The sequence below is a fragment of the Bacillus sp. BML-BC051 genome (assembly GCF_019656175.1).
In the GTDB taxonomy this organism is placed as follows: domain Bacteria; phylum Bacillota; class Bacilli; order Bacillales; family Bacillaceae_G; genus Bacillus_A; species Bacillus_A mobilis.
In genome coordinates, this window is record NZ_BPLI01000010.1 from 1 (window position 1) to 18,214 (window position 18,214).

An 18,214-nucleotide genomic window follows, 5' to 3' on the forward strand; every position below is an offset into this window, starting at 1 on the left:
TTTCGCTGAATTTTGAGGTGAGGGTCTTACTGCCCATTACAGCGGGATAAAAAAAGACCCTCTTATTTTATGTATAAAAAGGTCTCTGTTTTATTATACAAGACTTATCACTTTTGTTTTTGTAATTAAATCTTGAAAACCACAATTATCTTTGCGGAATAACATCATATATACGTTACATAATATCGGAATTCCAAGTAGCAATATGTTCGGTAATAACAATACAAAAAATCTTATAATTAATGTTTGTAATGTTAACTTTTCACTCTTCAATGAAATCATTTTTATTCTCGTTACCTTTTTACCAAGTGTAACACCGTTCCAAATAAAGGGCACCAAAATAAAATATATCGCCATTAATATAAAAACTACTGCTAGATCATACCTATAATCACCAAAACTAATATTAAAGCGATTAAAAATAGCACTATAATTTCCGGTCATAATAGCTACTACTGCACCATACATAACCGAGATTAAAAACATGTCAATTAGGGAAGCACCTATGCGATTCATTACAAGCGCTGGACGATGCATCTTTAACTTCATTTTATGTCGACTCCTTCATATCCTTCTTTACCCGTCTCATCGTACCACTTCTAAAAAACATTGTAAACTGGCGTTTCTCTTACTTTTCTTGTACAATGTGTTACAACAGCATTATAAAGGAGGTTCCCATATTGAAAAAATGGATAATCCTATTCGTCGCATTCCTATTAGCCGGTTGTGCTGGAAATACAAATCATATAACTTATACGATTAACGATGAATACGAACTCATACGTACTTCTGGAAATGCATTTGAACTTTTCCCATCGCAAGATGCTGTATATGCCACACAATACATTCCTGCAAAACTTACAGACATAGCTTGGGATGATAAATACATTATTGCAAAACAAATTGAGGAAAAATCAGATCCGAATAACCCTGACGGGGCAATTGCAAATAAAAAAAGTGAGCATTATTGGATTATTGACGTAAAGCATAATAAACGGTTTGGCCCTTATAATGAAAAGCAATTTAATGAACAAAAAGATGCGTTTAAAATTAAGGTACCTTTTCAAAGTGTAGATTCATACATAAAAGAACAGAAAAAACAGTCAGCATAATATTTTAAGCGCTGACTGTTTTTTCTTACATGTTTTTAAAAACATCTTACTCAGAAAGTGGGATATTAAAAATTTGTGGCTCTTTTACGACATCTTGCGTTTCTGCATCTGCTGCGACTACATTATCTGTTGTAAACTTTATATCTTTTACCTTTTCTTTTCCATCATCAAGTATTAAGCCGATAATACCATCTCTTGTTTCACCAGGCTTATAGTCTTCCCTTGATACATTTTTTGTACCAACGAGCGTATCTTCATCATATAAAAAGTTTTGAGTTGCTACTTTAAAATGTTGTTTATCATTAATCGTAACATCATTCATAGAGAAAAATTGTATATTTTTATTCCCGCTATTTTCCACCTTATATGTAATTTCAACGTAACGAATCGTATCACTAATCTCTGTACCACTTATCGATGCATATAACTCCGCATCTTCTTGACTGACTTTATCTCCTAATCTACGCTTTACTTCTTCAGGAGTTAATGCCGTATATACTTTTAATGTGTTTTTTGCATCTTTACTCATCTGCGATAAAGAGATTACTTTCACATCTTGTACGTGAATTTTCATTGGTGCTACTTCAAATGTTTGATTCACAGAATGAATCTGTTCTAATTTAAAAGTACCCCATCCTGTTTCTTTCACTTTTTGTCCTACTTTTTTCAGCTCACGCCCACCATATTCTTTTGTTTCAGGAATAGATTCTTTCTTCTTCGGTTCAGCTTTCTTTTCTTCTTGATGGAAGCAACCACTTAACATAAGAAGAAAACTACATAAAACAAAAATACTTTTCCATGCTTTCATCATATAATTTCTCCTAACACTATCATTCATTAATATCAATTAGTCCCTTGCTTTGTAAACTATAGAAACAATGAGAAGTCCACAAAACGAACTTGTCAGTCCAGATACTATTATACCTCCTATTTGGAAAATATGAAAATAGGGATCTACGAACGCGTGAACGATAAAAATAAGGGCTGCCACAATTATTGCCGAAACCCAATACTTCCTTTTTTCTGAAGCTATCATAATATCTTTCCCTGTTTTATCTTTATACTTCCATAGTATGTATAATAGTAATAATAAACCTACACATGTACTTCCGTGTTGCATATATTTATACACCGGGATACTATGTAATTCCCTTTGTAACAATGGTATTTCCATAACGAAATAGCCTGTCTTATGAGTAAACGCATCCCAAACGACATGCGTGAGCATACCGAATAAAGCAGAACAGCAAAATACAAAGAAATCCTTCCATGTATGAAGCACCCACCTCTCATCTACTGCATATGTATAGTAGCCTGCAAATAGTTTAGGTAAATGTGTTATAAACGGCTTTTTTAAAATGCAATGATACATATATGCGAATAGAAATACAAGTGGTAAATTTAAATATAAGAACCCAAGCCATGTATGCCCAATAACACCATACGGTCTAAAGTGTAAAAAATATTCAAAATCAGGCGCCATACTCCCTAATATAAGAGCCGTTACTGAAATATATTTGGACTGCCTTCTCACAAAAGGAAGGACTGCTGCTGGATGCGCAAATGTAAACGGCATGTTTTAACTCCTTTTCATATCTTCAATAGAATACCATCTATCATAACGAGAGAATTGATCTTGATGCAATATTTATTTTCACATTGGAATATGATAGTTTACATGTTATAATCCACATGAAATATTCAGAAAATAAGGAGAGGTTCACGTTTCATTAACACTTGCCTTTTTTCTCATTCTGCTTATCTTCTTTGTACTTACATACATCAGCTTTTTTCTGTGGAAGCACTTAAAAATTATAAAATATATGCCTGCTCTCGTTGGTTTTATAAGCGTTCTTTTTATTTTCATATGGAAGAGAATGACTTTCGACTGGGAAGGTCTTGGCTTTGGCGCACTTCAATATACAATACTATTTGCAAGTTGCCTCACCCTTTTATTTGCTGCTTTTTTAGAATCAAAATCCGTTATGAATTGAGGTTTATATATTGATTGATGTACCCTTTTTAAAAAATGTCACATTAAAAAAAGAAAATATCCCTAGTTTTTCCGCATATCCTTACTGTCTACCCGCTATCCGAACTTTACAATCACTTGCCTTCCACCCAAATGTAACATTCATTATTGGAGAAAACGGAACCGGTAAATCAACATTACTCGAAGCAATTGCTATTGCCTTAGGATTTAATGCAGAAGGTGGAACGAAGAATTTTCGCTTTAGTACAAACGATTCACATTCATCTTTACATGAATACCTGCGAATTTCCAAAAGTTTCAATACACCAAGCGACGGTTTCTTTCTTCGCGCTGAATCATTTTATAACGTCGCTTCCTATATAGATGAAATGGATGCCGATCCAGAAGCACGCGGAAATCCAATTATTGACTCATATGGTGGTACCTCACTCCACAACCAATCACACGGTGAATCATTTTTCTCCTTATTTATGAATCGTTTTTCAGGACAAGGTTTATACATTTTAGATGAGCCTGAGGCCGCTCTATCACCAATGAGGCAACTTTCCATGCTCATTCGAATGCACGAACTAGCGGAACAAGGTTCACAATTTGTTATCGCGACGCATTCTCCTATTTTAATGGCTTATCCTGAATCCACTATATACTCTTTAACGCAAGAAGGGATTCACGAATCTGCCTTAGAAGACACCGAACATTATCAAACGATGAAACTGTTCTTTGAAAACCGTGATCGACTATTCCAGCATCTATTTGAATCGTAAAAAAGAAGCAGCAATCGCTGCTTCTTTTTTATAGTGCTTCTATAAATAATGCTACCCCAATACCGCCGCCGACGCATAGAGAGGCAATTCCTTTTTCTAAGCCACGTCGTTTTAATTCATGAATTAAACTTACTGTAATACGAGCTCCTGTACAACCGATTGGATGTCCAAGTCCTACACCACTACCGTTTACATTCACTTTTTCACGATCTAGACCTAATTCTTTCTCTACAGCTAGGTATTGTGCAGCGAAAGCTTCATTAATTTCCAGTAAATCTGCATCTTCTAATGACCAATCTACTTTTTCTAACCCTTTACGAATTGCTGGTGCTGGTCCAATACCCATAATTTTCGGATCTACTCCAGCTACTGAATATCCAACAATTTTAGCTAAAGGTTGTAAGCCTTTTTCTTTCGCTTTTTCTTCGCTCATTAATACTAGAACCGCACTTCCATCATTAAGGCCAGATGCATTCCCTGCCGTTACAGATCCATCTTTACGGAAAGCTGGTTTTAATCCTGCTAATTTTTCCGCTGTAATATCTGCACGTGGATGCTCATCCTTCGAAAATACTATTTCTTTTCTACGTTCTTTTATTGTAATAGGAACAATTTGCTCGTCAAAGTATCCAGACTCGATTGCTTGCAGTGCCAATGTATGGCTACGAAGCGCAACTTCATCTTGTTCCTCTCTTGTAATTTCATATTGGTCAACTAGATTTTCAGCTGTTTCACCCATCATAATATGGTGAATCGGATCTTCTAGTACTTCCCACACCGTATCACGAATTTCTCCGTGCTGTAGACGTTGTCCCCAGCGGTGCTGTTTTAATGCATAAGGGCTTGAACTCATTGCTTCTACTCCACCTGCAATAACAACATCACTTACACCTAATTGAATTTGCATTGCAGCTGACATAATTGCTTGCATACCTGAAGAACATTGGCGTTGGATTGTATAACCCGTAACTGTGTCAGGAAATCCTGCCGCTAATGCAGCCGTTCTCGCAGTATTTGCTTCATCAGTTCTTTGAATACAATGACCTAAAATTACTTCATCAACTTCGTGTGGTTCTACCCCGCCTCGTTTTACAGCTTCCTGAAGTACAGGAACAGCTAATTCTACTGGCGTTACATTTTTTAGCGCTCCCCCAAAAGTTCCAATTGGTGAACGAACTGCAGCTGTAATAACAACATTATGCATTTTTCACTTGCCCCTCTCTTATGTACCCTAGTCAGTTTTTAGGTGAAATTCCATAAGATGTATGTCTACATCTATCATACTATAAACATACTAAAAAATCAAAATATTTAATATAATAAAAATAGAAGGAATTAACCTTCTATTCTGTTAATGCGTATAAAAATTTTTGTAAAATTTTCTCTGTCGTTTCATTCAATTTTGGTAACTTATCTACCGGAAAATATTGAAGCTTCAATCCCTCATGATCAAGCCTTAACTCTCCACTCACATGATGCCCCTGATACAGATGAATGACATTAAAAATTTCATCTCCATTAGGATAACGGAAATATACTTCCTTTCCTGATAAGACACCTAGAAATTGCATTATTTTTGCAGTTAATCCCGTCTCCTCGAATAATTCTCGGCGAGCAGTTTCTTCCGTCGTTTCTCCTAGTTCCATCGCGCCGCCAGGTACACCCCAATCATATGTATCTGAACGATATTGAAGTAATACTTCTTGATTATCATTTAATATAATTATTGCTGATCCAACGAGAATAAGTGGTCTTGTCCCAACGACTTTGCGTAACTCTTCAATATACCCCATTATGTAAACTCTCCTTTCCTCACCCTCCCTTATCATAACAAAATTTTTCTCCTTTTGTTGATGTAATTTCCAAGAAAAAAAAGGAAGCTTTCGCTTCCTTTTTTTCATTCTTATTTCTTAAAACTTTCATATTTTACAGCTTCAAAAGCTTCTTCAATTTCATCATTACGATAATGCACGTATGTAAAGCGCCCTAACTCTACTAATCTTGCTATTTCTTGTAACGCTTTATGTTGCTCATATGTTTCCTCCAGCTTAATATGTACATAAAACTTCATTAATGGATGTTCATATAAAGGTTCTCCCACCTCTACATATACATCTTCCACCCCTTGTACAACTCTTACATAACTCGCAAATTGATAAAGAGCTTCTCTGTCTGAAACGATTTTTAATGTATACATATATTCTCCCCCTTTTCTTTACTATATCAAAAAGATGATCACACTACGTTATAGAACTATGAAATTTTTTTGACTTGTAATAAACAAGGCGTTTATCCATACATAGGGTCTTTTCTCAACATATATTATAGGAAGAATTTTTTCAGTTGAGGTGTTCCTTATGGATCCATACGTCAATATATGTATTTGCATTACTCCAGGCGCCAATATTTCTGATGACCGTATCGCAAAAGATTTAGCAGTTGCAGAATCAATTTGGCACCCGATTACATTTCAAATTAAAGACGTAATTATTTTAAATGAACTTTTCCGTTTTTCTGACCGTGAAATTAGTTATAAAAATTCTATTCAAAGTCAGGAAAAATTAGCATCCTTTTTCCAAACGTGTGTAAATGAAGCTCCTGAATGCGACCTTTACATTTGTTATATTGGCAGTGATTATTTTAAAGAAACAGCCGTCATTGCCTGTGCTTACTCTTTAGCAAAACAACAGCAACTTACTGGTTATATCGTTTTAACAAATTCGGCTGCTCCTATGAAAAATATATATACACTCGCTCACGAAGTCGGTCATATTTTATTTACAAGACGTGTTCATGGAAAACTTACTCACGCAGATCCTCATTCCCCAACTGGCTCGGAGCACCATCCTTCTCCATCAAATCTTATGTATCCGATAGTCCCGCGCCCTGAAAATGTCCACATTCAGTCACTATTAACGAACGAACAAAAAGCACTCTCTTTACAAAGTGCTTTATTACAAAGAAAAAAACAGTAACAATCTTGTTACTGTTTAAAACAACTTATTCCAATCTATAAACGATATAACGGCTGTAAAGGATACAACTATGCACCTAAACCGACTCTCTCTAAAAATCAATATATAGTATTTCTTTGGAAATAACTTTTTGTATATCCAGAGCAGCCACTTTTTTTGAACTACTAGTTTATACTTTTTCTCTCTTCAATTTTTAAAGACCATTTCATTAATCCATATATACTTCCATACATAAGTAATACCTTTGCAATTCCCCAAAATACATTTTTTTCTTCTAATTCTTTAAATATAAACATAATCGCTAAAGGAACAATTAACACCAAAACACCCATCCAACCAAGTACATACACTTCTCCAACGAAAAGTAATAAAAAGATACTTGCTGCTAATATATATGTTTGCATTGTCGACAATTGCAAAATAGGTGTACCGTACCATTTATCAACAAACATCAATAATACTAATAATAAAATGGGAACCATTACTATAATGTAAATAATCCCGAACTCTACAAATTTATTTTTAAAAGAAGACATTCTAAACGCAACAATGGTTCCAATAATCGTAATGATTAAGACGATAGGATAGCCAATTAACTGTATATTCGTTAGTGTAAATTGCTGATTTGGATTATTAAATAAAATATGAGTTAATATCCAATAACCGCCAATACCAATTATCATCGCAAGAATACTCTTTATACTCCCGCCCTTATCCTTTTCCATCTCTTTCGCTAATTCTTCTGCGTATTCTTTTGGTGAATCACCGAATATATCGCTTACTGTCTTTCCCTCTTTCTCACCTTCTATTAAATGAAGTTCTGCATCCTCTATAAAAGCGTCCACATCATCTTCTTTCATTCCTTTTGTTATTAAATACACTTTCGTATCAATTAAAAACTTTTCTCCTTCTTTAGAAATCTGCATGATAACCCCTCCCTTATTTAACCGTTTCTCTCCTATTCGTCTTCAGCATAATTTCAAGGAAAATTAAAATAAACAAACTTCCGTATAAACATATAATTTGAAATAACATTAGCATGAGATCTTCCGATGTAAATGTTTTAAACAGTAACATAATAGAAAGTGGAATGATTAAATATAAGTTTTTAAACCATCCTTCAAAATACATATTTATCGCTACTGTGATAATAAAAATAGCTCCAGCTAATATATAACTTTGCGTTTGAGTGAATGTAAGCATTTTTGTAGGATATATTACATCTAATATCGTAACAACTCCTATTAAAAACATTGGTGCAATCATAACTAAAAACCACGTAGAAAACCACGTTTTTGTAAAGCTTGTTACGAAGGTCATTTTGCGCAGTAGATAATTAGGACCCATAACAACTAAAACCAATGACAAACTATACCCAACGCACTGAATAAGGGAAATCTGTAACATTCCGTTATTCACTATTAAGATAGAAGCAATAATCCAAAACGATACGATATTCATTACTGTAAAACCAATTTGCTTCCACGTTTCCTGTCTATCCTTTTCCATCACTTTTACAAGCTCATTTGCATATTCTTTCGGTGAGCTTCCGAAAATATCTTTTATACTTTTTCCATCGCTCTCACCCTCGATTAAATGAAGTTCTGCATCTTCAATAAAATTTTCAATATCGCTTTCTTTCACACCCTTTGCCGCTAAAAACAATCTCATTTCTAATAAAAACTTTCGTGCTTCACTTGATAGCATTATTTTTTTCTCCCCTTCCCTTCAAGAAGACGCTCTACACTACTTTGCATCGCTTCCCAGCGATCCATAAATTCATTAAGTGCTTCCTCACCTTTTTCTGTTAATGTATAATATTTCCGCTTTGGACCAGATGGAGATTCCTTCATTACACTTGTTATTAATCCTTCCTTTTGCATTCGTATTAATAACGGATAAATACTTCCCTCACTCGCCATTGTAAAGCCATACTTCGCTAGCTTTTCACTCATTTCATAACCGTATATTTCACCTTCAGAAATAATAGCAAGTAAGCATCCTTCTAAAATTCCTTTCAGCATTTGACTTGTCGACATAATTCAAATCCTCCCACTATCTTGTTTTACAAGATAGATAAGCGTAAGTATCTTGCTTTACAAAATAGTATAGCAGAGACTATTTTGCAAAACAAGATAGCTAACAATATTTTTCCAAATCTTTGCAGGATTTTTATTATCCACTCTCTAAATAGAGCAATATGAGAACTTTATTACGAAGGGATGTTTTTCATCATGGTTACAAATCGAGTTGTTTTTTTAACAGGTGCTGCAAGTGGTATTGGTTATGAAATGGGAAACGCTTTTGCAAAAGAGGGTGCAAAAGTTGTTATTACCGATCGTCTTGAAGACCGTGCAAAAGAAGCTGCTGAACAATTACAAAAAGAAGGCTATCAAGCTATCGGTTTAAAATGTGATGTTACATCTGAAGAAGAAATTACAGCTGCAATTTCTCAAACGGTTAATCATTTCGGTTCATTACATATATTAATTAATAACGCAGGAATGCAGCATGTTTCACCAATTGAAGATTTTCCAACCGAAAAGTTTGAACAACTTATTAAAATTATGCAAATCGCTCCTTTTATCGCAATTAAGCATGCCTTCCCAATCATGAAAAAACAAAAGTATGGCCGAATTATTAATGTAGCCTCCATTAATGGCCTCGTTGGATTTGCAGGAAAATCTGCCTACAATAGCGCGAAGCATGGCGTAATTGGATTAACAAAAGTTGCCGCTTTAGAAGGCGCTACTCACGGAATTACCGTTAATGCGCTTTGTCCTGGTTATGTCGATACCCCTCTTGTACGTAATCAACTACAAGATTTAGCTACTACACGAAATGTACCACTTGAAAATGTTTTAGAGGATGTCATTTATCCACTTGTACCACAAAAACGCCTATTACAAGTACAAGAAATCTCTGATTATGCTATGTTTTTAGCGAGCGAAAAAGCGAAAGGTATAACTGGTCAAGCTGTCGTTATCGATGGTGGTTATACTGCTCAATAAAAAATAAAGTTTGCTCACGAAGAGCAAACTTTATTTTACTTTCTATCGCGAGGACCTCCTACTTTAGTAATTGTTTAGGGAGTTTCTCGATTGCCACAATTACCCCATCTAATTTACTTTCAATACGATGGAGTAAATATAATGTTACAACAATCGGAAAGCCTACATTACCTACCATCCTGATCCACTCTTCCATCTTTCTCTCCTCCTTTCATTATATAAATAAGAGAAAAGAAAACATTTAGGCATAAAGTGAAACCTTAATCAGTGGGGGTTTGCTTCATCCCTGACTGATGTGGGGGTCTTACTGCCCATTAAAGCGGCATAAAAAGACAAGCTATTATGTATTAGCTTGTCTTTCAAATAATGATGCAATTTCCTGTTCATAATCTCCTCGTATAATACCTTTCTCGGTAATAATACCTGTAATTAATTCATTCGGCGTTACGTCAAATGCAGGATTATAAACATCAGTTCCAATTGGTGCCACTTGTTTTCCAAAAATTTTCGTAACTTCTGTTTCATCTCTTTCTTCAATAACAATTTCAGCACCTGTTTGTTTCGTAATATCAAATGTCGATAGCGGAGCTGCAACATAGAACGGGATATCAAAATACTTTGCTAATATAGCTAAATTCATTGTTCCGATTTTATTTGCTGTATCTCCATTTGCGACAATTCGGTCCGCTCCTACTATAATCGCGTTTATTTCTTTCGTTTGAATAGCATGAGCTGCCGTATTATCTGTAATAAGTGTTACATCAATATTTGCCTGTTTTAATTCCCAGGTTGTTAAACGCCCACCTTGTAAAACCGGTCTCGTTTCACACGCATACGCATGTAAACGTACACCCTTTTCTTTCCCAATATAAAACGGTGCTAATGCAGTACCATATCTAGCAGTTGCAATACTGCCAGCGTTACAAATTGTTAAAATGTTATCATCATCTTTAAAACATGTTAATGCATGTTCTCCAATACTCCGGCATACTGCTTCATCTTCTTGCTGAATGAGAAGCGCTTCTTCTTCTAATTTTTTTTGCGCTTCTTTTATTGTAGTAATTTCCCGAATGGATTCTCTCATACGATCGATTGCCCAAAATAAATTGACTGCTGTCGGGCGTGACGTTCCTAAATAATTACAATCTCTATTAAACTTCTTTTGAAATTCTTCAATATGTACAGTGGTATATTTTTTGGATGCAAGCGCCAAGCCAAATGCGGCTACAATTCCAATTGCAGGTGCCCCTCTTACTTCTAGCATGACAATACTTTTCCATACATCTTCAATCGTCGTTAATGTTTTGTATTCTGTACTATGCGGCAACTTTGTTTGATTTAATACTGCAATGGCATCCCCTTTCCAACTAACAGACCTCGGAATAGTAACAATTGTACTCATGCTTTTACCCCTCCAGAAACTGTCTGTTGGAATAGTGTTCGGAACAGTTGAATATCAGCGCTCTTAGATTCATATTTTATTAGTTCTCTACCTAAGAATAACGCCTGTTTCTTAGCTTGAATTCTCGTTTCTTTATTTGCTATTTCATCTAAATCAGCTACATGCGCTAAGCCAATTGTTCTACGGATAAGCTCACATCCGGCAAATCCAACGGCATCCGTAAAAATATTTTGCAAAATAATTGGCAACCATTGTTTCTCTTTCGTATATGCTTCTACACCTTCTCCAATCCATAACTTCGTAAAAGTTTCTACAAAATAACTCCATGTTTTCTCAATATGGAAAAATAGCACACTTCTTTTTTCCTCTTCACGTGATAACGCATTTAATAATAAATTTGCAATAAATTGACCAAGATCGAATCCAAATGGACCATATGTTGCAAATTCTGGATCAATCACTTTCGTTTCAGAAGGTGATGAAAAAATACTTCCCGTATGTAAATCTCCATGAATAAGTGCTTCTTTTCTCGTTAAAAATTTATATTTATACTGTGCCACTTTTAGTTTGACAGTTTTGTCACTCCATAGTTCATCTACAGCTAGCTGCAACTCTGGTTCATAATCATTCGTATCGTAATGACCGAACGGATCTGTAAACACTAAATCTTCTGTAATTTTACAAAGGTCTGGGTTTACAAATGCACCTTCTAGTACCCTTTTCTCTTCTGACTCTAATCCGAAATCTGAAGTGTAAAACAACACATATGCTAGAAAACGACCAATATGTTGGGATAAAAGTGGGTACTCCTCTCCATCTATTAATCCTTTTCTTGCAATTGTTAATCTTGATAAATCTTCTATGACCGTTACCGCTAACTCTTCATCATGACTGTACACTACCGGCACATATTCCGGCACATACTTCGCGAAAATTTGTAATGCTTTACTTTCAATCGTCGCTCTTTTTATAGATAACGGCCAGCTCTCACCAACTACTTTTGCATATGGCAATGCTTGTTTTAGTATAATAGACTTCTCTCCATCACCTAATTTGAACACGTAATTTAAATTTCCATCTCCAATTTCATGACAAACTACATTTGCTTTCTTTTCAAAATAACCGTGTTCTTTCGCATATTGTATAGCTGTCGTTTCAGTTAATGAATAATATCCCATCGTCTTCTCCCCCTTTTTATATTCAGAGGTTTTTCTAAAATAGAAAAACCCCTTTCCACAAAGAAAGAGGTTTGAAGTTTATCTTCTCCCCTCTTATCTGCCAGAAAGTTTTACTTTCTGCTGGAATTAGCACCGTGCCTTTTGGCGTAAATAAACGCCCCATTTCACAATGGTATTACGGTCGGTTGCTGGGCTTCATCGGGCCAAATCCCTCCACCTGCTCTTGATAAGAGTTGTATAATTTTTTGAATTTTTAACTTTATGTTGAAGACTATACCAAGAATAAAAATCACTTGTCAACATTTTATTTGTATAATTCTGGACGGCGATCTGCAAAAACTGGAATTCCTTTGCGTACCTCGTTAATTTTCTCGAATGTGAGCTCTCCAAATAAAATTGATTCTTCTTCATTCGCTTCTACAACAACTTCCCCCCAAGGATCGATAATTAAAGAATGACCCGCAAACTCATTATTCGGATCCTTTCCTGCCCTATTACATGCAACAACATAACATTGATTTTCAACTGCTCTTGCTTGCAATAACAAACGCCAATGTGCTAAACGAACTAATGGCCACTCTGCTACAACAAATAAAACTGTTGCACCTTTCGCAGTATGAACACGCATCCACTCCGGAAAACGAATATCATAACAAATTGTACCAGCGCACTCTATATTATCTAACTTAAATTCGCCTGTACTATTTCCAGCGATTAAATATTTATGTTCATCCATGAGCTGAAATAAATGCACTTTACTATATTCATTGACTAGCTGGCCTTTATTAGTTACAACATACATTGTATTTGTAACACCTTGATCTGTTTGCTTCGCTATAGAACCACCGACAATATGTACACCATATTGTTTCGACCACTCTTTCAGCTTTTCTTTCGTTTCCAATCCATCCCTATCTGCAATTTCAGAGAGTCTCGTTAAATCATATCCTGTTGTCCATAGTTCTGGTAAAACAATAACATCTGGTCTTTCCTTCATCGCTTCGCTTATTTTATTTTTAGCATTCTCAATATTTTTTTCTACATCTCCAAAGACAATGTCCATTTGAATACATGCGACTTTCATTTTGTCAGCCCCATTCATAATTTTTTCTTTACAAAATACTGGAAAGATTATATCATTTGTCACTAGAATTGTAACAACTTTCAAAAGAGGTGGAAAGTATGAAATCATTTCAACCTTCTGAGATAGTAACATCATTGCCAACACAATTTTTCGCTTCACTTGTTGCAAAAGTTAACAAAGTCGTAGCAGCTGGTCACGATGTTATTAATCTAGGTCAAGGTAATCCAGATCAACCAACACCGCAGCATATCGTAAAAGCTTTACAAGATGCTGCAGAAAATACCATTCATCATAAATATCCGCCATTTCGCGGACATGAAAGTTTAAAAGAAGCCGTGGCAACATTCTATCAACGTGAATATGATGTAGTAGTAAATCCCAAAACAGAAGTTGCTATTTTGTTTGGCGGAAAGGCTGGATTAGTAGAATTACCAGTTTGTTTTACAAACCCTGGTGATACTATTCTCGTTCCAGATCCAGGCTACCCAGATTATTTATCAGGTGTTGCTTTAGCAAAAGCACAATTTGAAACAATGCCGCTACTTGCAGAAAATAATTTTTTACCAGATTATACGAAAATTGATGACTCTATTGCCGAGCGTGCAAAGCTAATGTTTTTAAACTATCCAAATAATCCTACCGGTGCTACTGCATCAAAAGATTTCTTTGATGAAACGATTCATTTTGCTAATGAACATAATATACTAGTCGTTCATGATTTTGCTTACGGTGCAATTGGATTCGATGGTCAAAAACCTGTTAGTTTCTTGCAAGCAGACGGTGCTAAAGATACAGGTATTGAAATTTACACTCTATCGAAAACTTTCAATATGGCTGGATGGCGCATTGCTTTTGCCGTGGGAAATGAAAGTGTGATTGAGACAATAAACTTATTACAAGATCATATGTACGTTAGTATTTTTGGTGCAGTTCAAGATGCTGCCCGCGAAGCACTATTAAGTTCACAGTCTTGCGTAATAGAACTTGTAAATAGTTACGAATCTCGAAGAAACGCTCTTGTTTCAGCTTGTCACTCAATTGGTTGGAATGTAGATATTCCAACAGGGTCATTTTTTGCATGGCTTCCTGTTCCGAAAGGATATACATCTGAGCAATTTTCTAATATTTTACTAGAAAAAGCACACGTTGCAGTTGCTCCTGGTGTTGGATTTGGTGAACATGGCGAAGGGTATGTCCGTGTTGGTCTCTTGCATACAGAAGATAGATTACGAGAAGCCATTAATCGAATTGATAAATTAAATTTTTTCAAAAAGTAATTGACAACATGAAAAATATCTGACAAAATTCAGTTATCTTAAAAATTTAAACATTTCTAAATACTTCTTATCAAGAGCAGGTGGAGGGACGAGCCCGACGAAACCCGGCAACCGATCTACAATCGTAGACACGGTGCTAATTCTCGCAGCATTATGCTGACAGATAAGGAGCTGGTTGTAAAAAAACCTCTCCTTAGCTGAGAGGTTTTTTTATTTAACTAGGAGGTTTTAACAATGAGCGGAATTATAGCGACGTATTTAATCCATGATGATTCACATAACTTAGAAAAAAAGGCCGAGCAAATTGCACTCGGTTTAACAATTGGCTCTTGGACTCATTTGCCACACTTATTGCAAGAACAATTAAAACAGCATAAAGGCAACGTCATTCACGTTGAGGAATTAGCTGAACAAGAACATACCAATTCGTATTTACGTAAAAAAGTAAAACGCGGGATTATTAAAATTGAATATCCGTTATTAAACTTCAGTCCAGACTTACCAGCAATTTTAACAACTACATTCGGAAAGCTATCACTTGATGGCGAAGTGAAATTAATTGACTTAACATTTTCAGACGAGTTAAAAAAGTATTTCCCTGGTCCAAAGTTTGGGATAGATGGTATTCGAAATCTTTTACAAGTGCATGAACGTCCCCTTTTAATGAGCATTTTTAAAGGAATGATTGGACGAAATATTGGGTATTTAAAAACGCAATTACGCGATCAAGCAATTGGTAGTGTAGATATCGTAAAGGATGATGAAATATTATTTGAGAATACATTAACACCTCTTACGAAACGCATTGTATCTGGAAAAGAAGTTTTACAATCCGTATATGAAACATACGGCCATAAAACGTTATATGCCGTAAATTTAACAGGACGGACTTTTGATTTAAAAGAAAATGCGAAACGCGCAGTGCACGCTGGCGCTGATATTCTATTATTTAACGTATTTGCTTACGGACTAGATGTACTACAATCACTAGCAGAAGATGATGAAATCCCTGTTCCTATTATGGCACACCCTGCTGTAAGTGGCGCTTACTCAGCATCCAAGTTATATGGAGTTTCATCTCCATTATTACTTGGAAAGCTACTACGTTATGCTGGGGCTGACTTTTCATTATTCCCATCTCCATACGGAAGTGTTGCGCTAGAAAAAGAAGAGGCTCTTGCCATCTCAAAATATTTAACTGAAGACGATGCATTTTTCAAAAAGAGTTTTTCTGTTCCATCTGCTGGTATTCACCCTGGTTTCGTTCCCTTTATTTTACGAGATTTCGGTAAAGATGTTGTTATTAATGCTGGCGGCGGGATACATGGACATCCGAGCGGGGCGCAAGGCGGCGGTAAAGCTTTCCGTACTGCAATTGATGCCACTTTGCAAAATACACCACTCCATGAAGTAGATGACATAAATTTGCATAGTGCACTACAAATATGGGGAAATCCCTCTAATGGGGTGAAATTATGAGTATTCAAGTATTTTGTGATTTCGATGGCACGATTACAAATAATGATAACATTATGTCCATTATGGAAAAATTTGCACCACCAGAAGCTGAAGAAGTAAAGAACAGAATTTTATCACAAGAGCTGTCTATTCAAGAAGGTGTTTCTCAATTATTTCAATTAATACCTACTAGTCTACACGATGATATGATTCAATTTTTAATAGAAACTGCTGAAATACGTAATGGTTTTCATGAATTTATACAATTTGTAAATGAAAATAACATTTCTTTTTACGTAATATCAGGCGGAATGGATTTCTTCGTCTATCCACTCTTACAAGGAATCATTCCAAAAGAGAAAATCTACTGTAATGAAACAGACTTTTCCAGTGAATTCATTACCGTTAAGTGGCCTCATCCTTGTGATCATCATTGTCAAAATCATTGCGGATTATGCAAATCATCTTTAATCCGTAAATTAAGTGATACGAATGACCTCCATATTGTGATTGGAGATTCAATTACCGATTTACAAGCTGCGAAACAAGCAGATAAAGTATTTGCTCGTGACTTCCTTATTACAAAGTGTGAAGAGAATTATATTGCTTATACACCGTTTGAAACATTCCATGATATTCAAAATGAATTAAAACATTTGTTGGAGGTGAAATCATGAAACAACTTTTTCGTCAATGGTATGACTTAAGCGAGATAAAAAAAGAATTAACAACACGAAATTGGTTTCCAGCAACGAGTGGTAATATTTCTATAAAGGTTAGTCATGAACCGCTCACTTTTCTCATTACAGCAAGTGGTAAAGATAAAACAAAAACGACTCCCGATGATTTTCTATTAGTAGATCATCTAGGAGTTCCCGTATTAGAGACTGAATTACGCCCGTCAGCAGAAACAATATTGCATACACATATTTATAACAATACAAATGCCGGGTGCGTACTTCATGTTCATACAACTGATAACAATGTCATCACAAATTTATATAATGATGCAGTCATCCTTCAAAATCAAGAAATTATTAAAGCTCTCGATATTTGGGAAGAAGGTGCAACAATTCACATTCCTATTATCGAAAACCATGCCCATATCCCAACGCTTGGAGAAAACTTCCGAAAGCATATACAAGGTGATTCGGGAGCAATATTAATCCGTAACCACGGTATTACCGTATGGGGCCGAGATAGCTTTGATGCAAAGAAAAGATTAGAAGCTTATGAGTTTTTATTCCAATTTCATATAAAACTATTATCAATTCAAGGAGGCGTTTCTAATGGCGCAAATTCGTATTCATGAAGTAAATACTCGCATTGAAAATGAAGTGGAAGTATCTAAATTTCTACAAGAGGAAGGCGTTTTATATGAGAAATGGAACATCTCTAAGCTTCCTACTCATTTAAATGAAAATTATTCTTTAACTGATGAAAACAAGGCTGAAATATTAGCTGTGTTCTCAAAAGAAATCGCTGATGTTTCAGCGCGCCGAGGTTATAAAGCACATGATGTAATTTCACTTTCAAATAGCACACCTAACCTTGACGAATTATTAATTAATTTCCAAAAAGAACACCATCATACTGATGATGAAGTTCGCTTTATTGTTAGTGGTCATGGCATCTTTGCCATTGAAGGAAAAGATAGAAAGTTCTTTGACGTTGAACTTGAGCCAGGCGATCTCATATCTGTTCCTGAAAATGCAAGACATTATTTTACTTTGCAAGATGATCGTCAAGTTGTAGCAATTCGTATTTTTGTTACAACTGAAGGCTGGGTTCCAATTTATTAAGGTAGTTAGTTGAGTAAAAGGACTTGGATCCCCTTTTCCAACCTTTTATTCACTCTACATATATACATCCTCCTATGGAACAGGCTTATTTCAAAAATGAAATAAGCCTGATTTTTTATTTTCTCAAACATATGAGTCCTTCTATTCCAAAACAATCT

The 18,214-nt window shown here is 35.4% G+C and carries 23 protein-coding genes and 2 riboswitches; of the genes, 10 read left to right on the forward strand and 13 right to left on the reverse strand.

The features are described from left to right. Nucleotides 1-93 precede the first annotated feature (93 nt). On the reverse strand, nt 94-549 hold the full coding sequence (locus tag K5S59_RS03620; RefSeq protein WP_000769077.1) for an RDD family protein: 456 nt from the start codon (nt 547-549) through the stop codon (nt 94-96). Between the two features lie 131 nt (nt 550-680). Between K5S59_RS03620 and K5S59_RS03625 the strand changes: the two genes are divergently transcribed. Further along, on the forward strand, nt 681-1,112 hold the full coding sequence (locus tag K5S59_RS03625; protein WP_000758776.1) for a DUF3997 domain-containing protein: 432 nt from the start codon (nt 681-683) through the stop codon (nt 1,110-1,112). 46 nt (nt 1,113-1,158) lie between these two features. Here K5S59_RS03625 and K5S59_RS03630 read toward each other — a convergent pair whose 3' ends face one another. Both K5S59_RS03630 and K5S59_RS03635 read right to left on the reverse strand, forming a co-directional pair. Continuing rightward, nucleotides 1,159-1,923, reverse strand: coding sequence for a hypothetical protein (locus K5S59_RS03630; protein WP_000973890.1), 765 nt, complete (start codon nt 1,921-1,923; stop codon nt 1,159-1,161). A 36-nt stretch (nt 1,924-1,959) separates the two neighbouring features. Then, complete coding sequence (locus tag K5S59_RS03635) at nt 1,960-2,688, reverse strand: DUF4184 family protein (RefSeq protein WP_001116895.1); 729 nt, start codon at nt 2,686-2,688, stop codon at nt 1,960-1,962. A 175-nt stretch (nt 2,689-2,863) separates the two neighbouring features. Between K5S59_RS03635 and K5S59_RS03640 the strand changes: the two genes are divergently transcribed. Further along, nucleotides 2,864-3,106 carry a hypothetical protein gene (locus K5S59_RS03640; protein ID WP_033656199.1) on the forward strand — a complete coding sequence of 81 codons (243 nt, stop codon included), beginning with the start codon at nt 2,864-2,866 and terminating at the stop codon, nt 3,104-3,106. A gap of 10 nt (nt 3,107-3,116) precedes the next feature. Continuing rightward, the gene (locus K5S59_RS03645) at nt 3,117-3,869 is read left to right on the forward strand and encodes an AAA family ATPase (protein WP_098258858.1); all 753 of its coding nucleotides are present in this window, start codon (nt 3,117-3,119) and stop codon (nt 3,867-3,869) included. A gap of 28 nt (nt 3,870-3,897) precedes the next feature. On the opposite strand, the gene K5S59_RS03650 is transcribed toward K5S59_RS03645, so the two are convergent. The 3 genes from K5S59_RS03650 to K5S59_RS03660 form a co-directional block, all read right to left on the reverse strand. Beyond that, nucleotides 3,898-5,073, reverse strand: a complete 1,176-nt coding sequence (locus K5S59_RS03650) for an acetyl-CoA C-acetyltransferase (RefSeq protein WP_098258859.1) — start codon at nt 5,071-5,073, stop codon at nt 3,898-3,900. Nucleotides 5,074-5,212: 139 nt separating this feature from the next. After that, the gene (locus K5S59_RS03655; protein WP_000540530.1) at nt 5,213-5,662 is read right to left on the reverse strand and encodes an NUDIX hydrolase; all 450 of its coding nucleotides are present in this window, start codon (nt 5,660-5,662) and stop codon (nt 5,213-5,215) included. A 110-nt stretch (nt 5,663-5,772) separates the two neighbouring features. Beyond that, the gene (locus K5S59_RS03660; protein WP_000288327.1) at nt 5,773-6,066 is read right to left on the reverse strand and encodes a DUF3928 family protein; all 294 of its coding nucleotides are present in this window, start codon (nt 6,064-6,066) and stop codon (nt 5,773-5,775) included. 160 nt (nt 6,067-6,226) lie between these two features. On the opposite strand from K5S59_RS03660, the gene K5S59_RS03665 reads away from it, so the two are divergent. After that, the gene (locus tag K5S59_RS03665) at nt 6,227-6,844 is read left to right on the forward strand and encodes a hypothetical protein (protein WP_000371626.1); all 618 of its coding nucleotides are present in this window, start codon (nt 6,227-6,229) and stop codon (nt 6,842-6,844) included. A gap of 164 nt (nt 6,845-7,008) precedes the next feature. Here the strand turns inward: K5S59_RS03665 and K5S59_RS03670 are convergent, their stop codons facing one another. The 3 genes from K5S59_RS03670 to K5S59_RS03680 are packed head-to-tail and all read right to left on the reverse strand — an operon-like array spanning nt 7,009 to nt 8,883. After that, nucleotides 7,009-7,770 (reverse strand): DUF1129 domain-containing protein, encoded by a 762-nt coding sequence (locus tag K5S59_RS03670; RefSeq protein WP_001167265.1) that lies wholly within the window; start codon nt 7,768-7,770, stop codon nt 7,009-7,011. Nucleotides 7,771-7,783: 13 nt separating this feature from the next. Further along, nucleotides 7,784-8,551: a DUF1129 domain-containing protein gene (locus tag K5S59_RS03675; protein WP_000952894.1), complete on the reverse strand. Its 768-nt coding sequence runs from the start codon at nt 8,549-8,551 to the stop codon at nt 7,784-7,786. After that, nucleotides 8,551-8,883, reverse strand: coding sequence for a PadR family transcriptional regulator (locus K5S59_RS03680; protein WP_000107987.1), 333 nt, complete (start codon nt 8,881-8,883; stop codon nt 8,551-8,553). The genes K5S59_RS03675 and K5S59_RS03680 overlap by 1 nt, the downstream gene beginning before the upstream one ends. Nucleotides 8,884-9,078: 195 nt before the next feature. Between K5S59_RS03680 and K5S59_RS03685 the strand changes: the two genes are divergently transcribed. Then, nucleotides 9,079-9,855: a 3-hydroxybutyrate dehydrogenase gene (locus K5S59_RS03685; protein WP_000258435.1), complete on the forward strand. Its 777-nt coding sequence runs from the start codon at nt 9,079-9,081 to the stop codon at nt 9,853-9,855. A 58-nt stretch (nt 9,856-9,913) separates the two neighbouring features. On the opposite strand, the gene K5S59_RS03690 is transcribed toward K5S59_RS03685, so the two are convergent. The 4 genes from K5S59_RS03690 to K5S59_RS03705 form a co-directional block, all read right to left on the reverse strand. Continuing rightward, entirely contained in the window at nt 9,914-10,051 is a 138-nt protein-coding gene (locus tag K5S59_RS03690) for a YvrJ family protein (protein ID WP_000393345.1), read from the reverse strand. A gap of 144 nt (nt 10,052-10,195) precedes the next feature. Then, nucleotides 10,196-11,257 (reverse strand): S-methyl-5-thioribose-1-phosphate isomerase, encoded by a 1,062-nt coding sequence (gene mtnA / locus K5S59_RS03695; RefSeq protein WP_000104585.1) that lies wholly within the window; start codon nt 11,255-11,257, stop codon nt 10,196-10,198. After that, nucleotides 11,254-12,435: an S-methyl-5-thioribose kinase gene (gene mtnK, locus K5S59_RS03700; RefSeq protein ID WP_000542696.1), complete on the reverse strand. Its 1,182-nt coding sequence runs from the start codon at nt 12,433-12,435 to the stop codon at nt 11,254-11,256. Before mtnK ends, mtnA begins: the two co-directional genes overlap by 4 nt. A 90-nt stretch (nt 12,436-12,525) precedes the next feature. Further along, a riboswitch (SAM riboswitch) is annotated at nt 12,526-12,668 on the reverse strand. 71 nt (nt 12,669-12,739) lie between these two features. Continuing rightward, complete coding sequence (locus tag K5S59_RS03705; RefSeq protein WP_033656393.1) at nt 12,740-13,603, reverse strand: carbon-nitrogen family hydrolase; 864 nt, start codon at nt 13,601-13,603, stop codon at nt 12,740-12,742. Nucleotides 13,604-13,617: 14 nt separating this feature from the next. On the opposite strand from K5S59_RS03705, the gene K5S59_RS03710 reads away from it, so the two are divergent. The 5 genes from K5S59_RS03710 to K5S59_RS03730 all read left to right on the forward strand — a co-directional run bounded on the left by K5S59_RS03710 (nt 13,618) and on the right by K5S59_RS03730 (nt 18,056). Further along, the gene (locus K5S59_RS03710) at nt 13,618-14,796 is read left to right on the forward strand and encodes a pyridoxal phosphate-dependent aminotransferase (protein WP_000834741.1); all 1,179 of its coding nucleotides are present in this window, start codon (nt 13,618-13,620) and stop codon (nt 14,794-14,796) included. A 64-nt stretch (nt 14,797-14,860) separates the two neighbouring features. Further along, nucleotides 14,861-14,966: riboswitch (SAM riboswitch) on the forward strand. Nucleotides 14,967-15,030: 64 nt separating this feature from the next. Continuing rightward, complete coding sequence (gene mtnW, locus K5S59_RS03715) at nt 15,031-16,275, forward strand: 2,3-diketo-5-methylthiopentyl-1-phosphate enolase (RefSeq protein ID WP_120450837.1); 1,245 nt, start codon at nt 15,031-15,033, stop codon at nt 16,273-16,275. Next, a complete protein-coding gene (locus tag K5S59_RS03720) occupies nt 16,272-16,931 on the forward strand; it encodes a 2-hydroxy-3-keto-5-methylthiopentenyl-1-phosphate phosphatase (RefSeq protein ID WP_000027481.1) in 660 nt (219 codons plus the stop codon). Before mtnW ends, K5S59_RS03720 begins: the two co-directional genes overlap by 4 nt. Continuing rightward, complete coding sequence (locus K5S59_RS03725; protein WP_000811325.1) at nt 16,928-17,566, forward strand: methylthioribulose 1-phosphate dehydratase; 639 nt, start codon at nt 16,928-16,930, stop codon at nt 17,564-17,566. The genes K5S59_RS03720 and K5S59_RS03725 overlap by 4 nt, the downstream gene beginning before the upstream one ends. Next, a complete protein-coding gene (locus tag K5S59_RS03730) occupies nt 17,544-18,056 on the forward strand; it encodes a 1,2-dihydroxy-3-keto-5-methylthiopentene dioxygenase (RefSeq protein ID WP_000057318.1) in 513 nt (170 codons plus the stop codon). The genes K5S59_RS03725 and K5S59_RS03730 overlap by 23 nt, the downstream gene beginning before the upstream one ends. Nucleotides 18,057-18,214 lie beyond the last annotated feature (158 nt).

What these genes read in the sequence shown, in the direction of transcription:
- K5S59_RS03710 (WP_000834741.1), top strand. Translation starts at nt 13,618, where the DNA reads ATGAAATCATTTCAACCTTCTGAGATAGTAACATCATTGCCAACACAA.
- mtnA (WP_000104585.1), bottom strand. Translation starts at nt 11,257, where the DNA reads ATGAGTACAATTGTTACTATTCCGAGGTCTGTTAGTTGGAAAGGGGAT.
- K5S59_RS03650 (WP_098258859.1), bottom strand. Translation starts at nt 5,073, where the DNA reads ATGCATAATGTTGTTATTACAGCTGCAGTTCGTTCACCAATTGGAACT.
- K5S59_RS03675 (WP_000952894.1), bottom strand. Translation starts at nt 8,551, where the DNA reads ATGCTATCAAGTGAAGCACGAAAGTTTTTATTAGAAATGAGATTGTTT.
- K5S59_RS03635 (WP_001116895.1), bottom strand. Translation starts at nt 2,688, where the DNA reads ATGCCGTTTACATTTGCGCATCCAGCAGCAGTCCTTCCTTTTGTGAGA.
- mtnK (WP_000542696.1), bottom strand. Translation starts at nt 12,435, where the DNA reads ATGGGATATTATTCATTAACTGAAACGACAGCTATACAATATGCGAAA.
- K5S59_RS03660 (WP_000288327.1), bottom strand. Translation starts at nt 6,066, where the DNA reads ATGTATACATTAAAAATCGTTTCAGACAGAGAAGCTCTTTATCAATTT.
- K5S59_RS03630 (WP_000973890.1), bottom strand. Translation starts at nt 1,923, where the DNA reads ATGATGAAAGCATGGAAAAGTATTTTTGTTTTATGTAGTTTTCTTCTT.
- K5S59_RS03725 (WP_000811325.1), top strand. Translation starts at nt 16,928, where the DNA reads ATGAAACAACTTTTTCGTCAATGGTATGACTTAAGCGAGATAAAAAAA.
- K5S59_RS03690 (WP_000393345.1), bottom strand. Translation starts at nt 10,051, where the DNA reads ATGGAAGAGTGGATCAGGATGGTAGGTAATGTAGGCTTTCCGATTGTT.
- mtnW (WP_120450837.1), top strand. Translation starts at nt 15,031, where the DNA reads ATGAGCGGAATTATAGCGACGTATTTAATCCATGATGATTCACATAAC.
- K5S59_RS03685 (WP_000258435.1), top strand. Translation starts at nt 9,079, where the DNA reads ATGGTTACAAATCGAGTTGTTTTTTTAACAGGTGCTGCAAGTGGTATT.
- K5S59_RS03680 (WP_000107987.1), bottom strand. Translation starts at nt 8,883, where the DNA reads ATGTCGACAAGTCAAATGCTGAAAGGAATTTTAGAAGGATGCTTACTT.
- K5S59_RS03665 (WP_000371626.1), top strand. Translation starts at nt 6,227, where the DNA reads ATGGATCCATACGTCAATATATGTATTTGCATTACTCCAGGCGCCAAT.
- K5S59_RS03670 (WP_001167265.1), bottom strand. Translation starts at nt 7,770, where the DNA reads ATGCAGATTTCTAAAGAAGGAGAAAAGTTTTTAATTGATACGAAAGTG.
- K5S59_RS03730 (WP_000057318.1), top strand. Translation starts at nt 17,544, where the DNA reads ATGGCGCAAATTCGTATTCATGAAGTAAATACTCGCATTGAAAATGAA.
- K5S59_RS03720 (WP_000027481.1), top strand. Translation starts at nt 16,272, where the DNA reads ATGAGTATTCAAGTATTTTGTGATTTCGATGGCACGATTACAAATAAT.
- K5S59_RS03620 (WP_000769077.1), bottom strand. Translation starts at nt 549, where the DNA reads ATGAAGTTAAAGATGCATCGTCCAGCGCTTGTAATGAATCGCATAGGT.
- K5S59_RS03655 (WP_000540530.1), bottom strand. Translation starts at nt 5,662, where the DNA reads ATGGGGTATATTGAAGAGTTACGCAAAGTCGTTGGGACAAGACCACTT.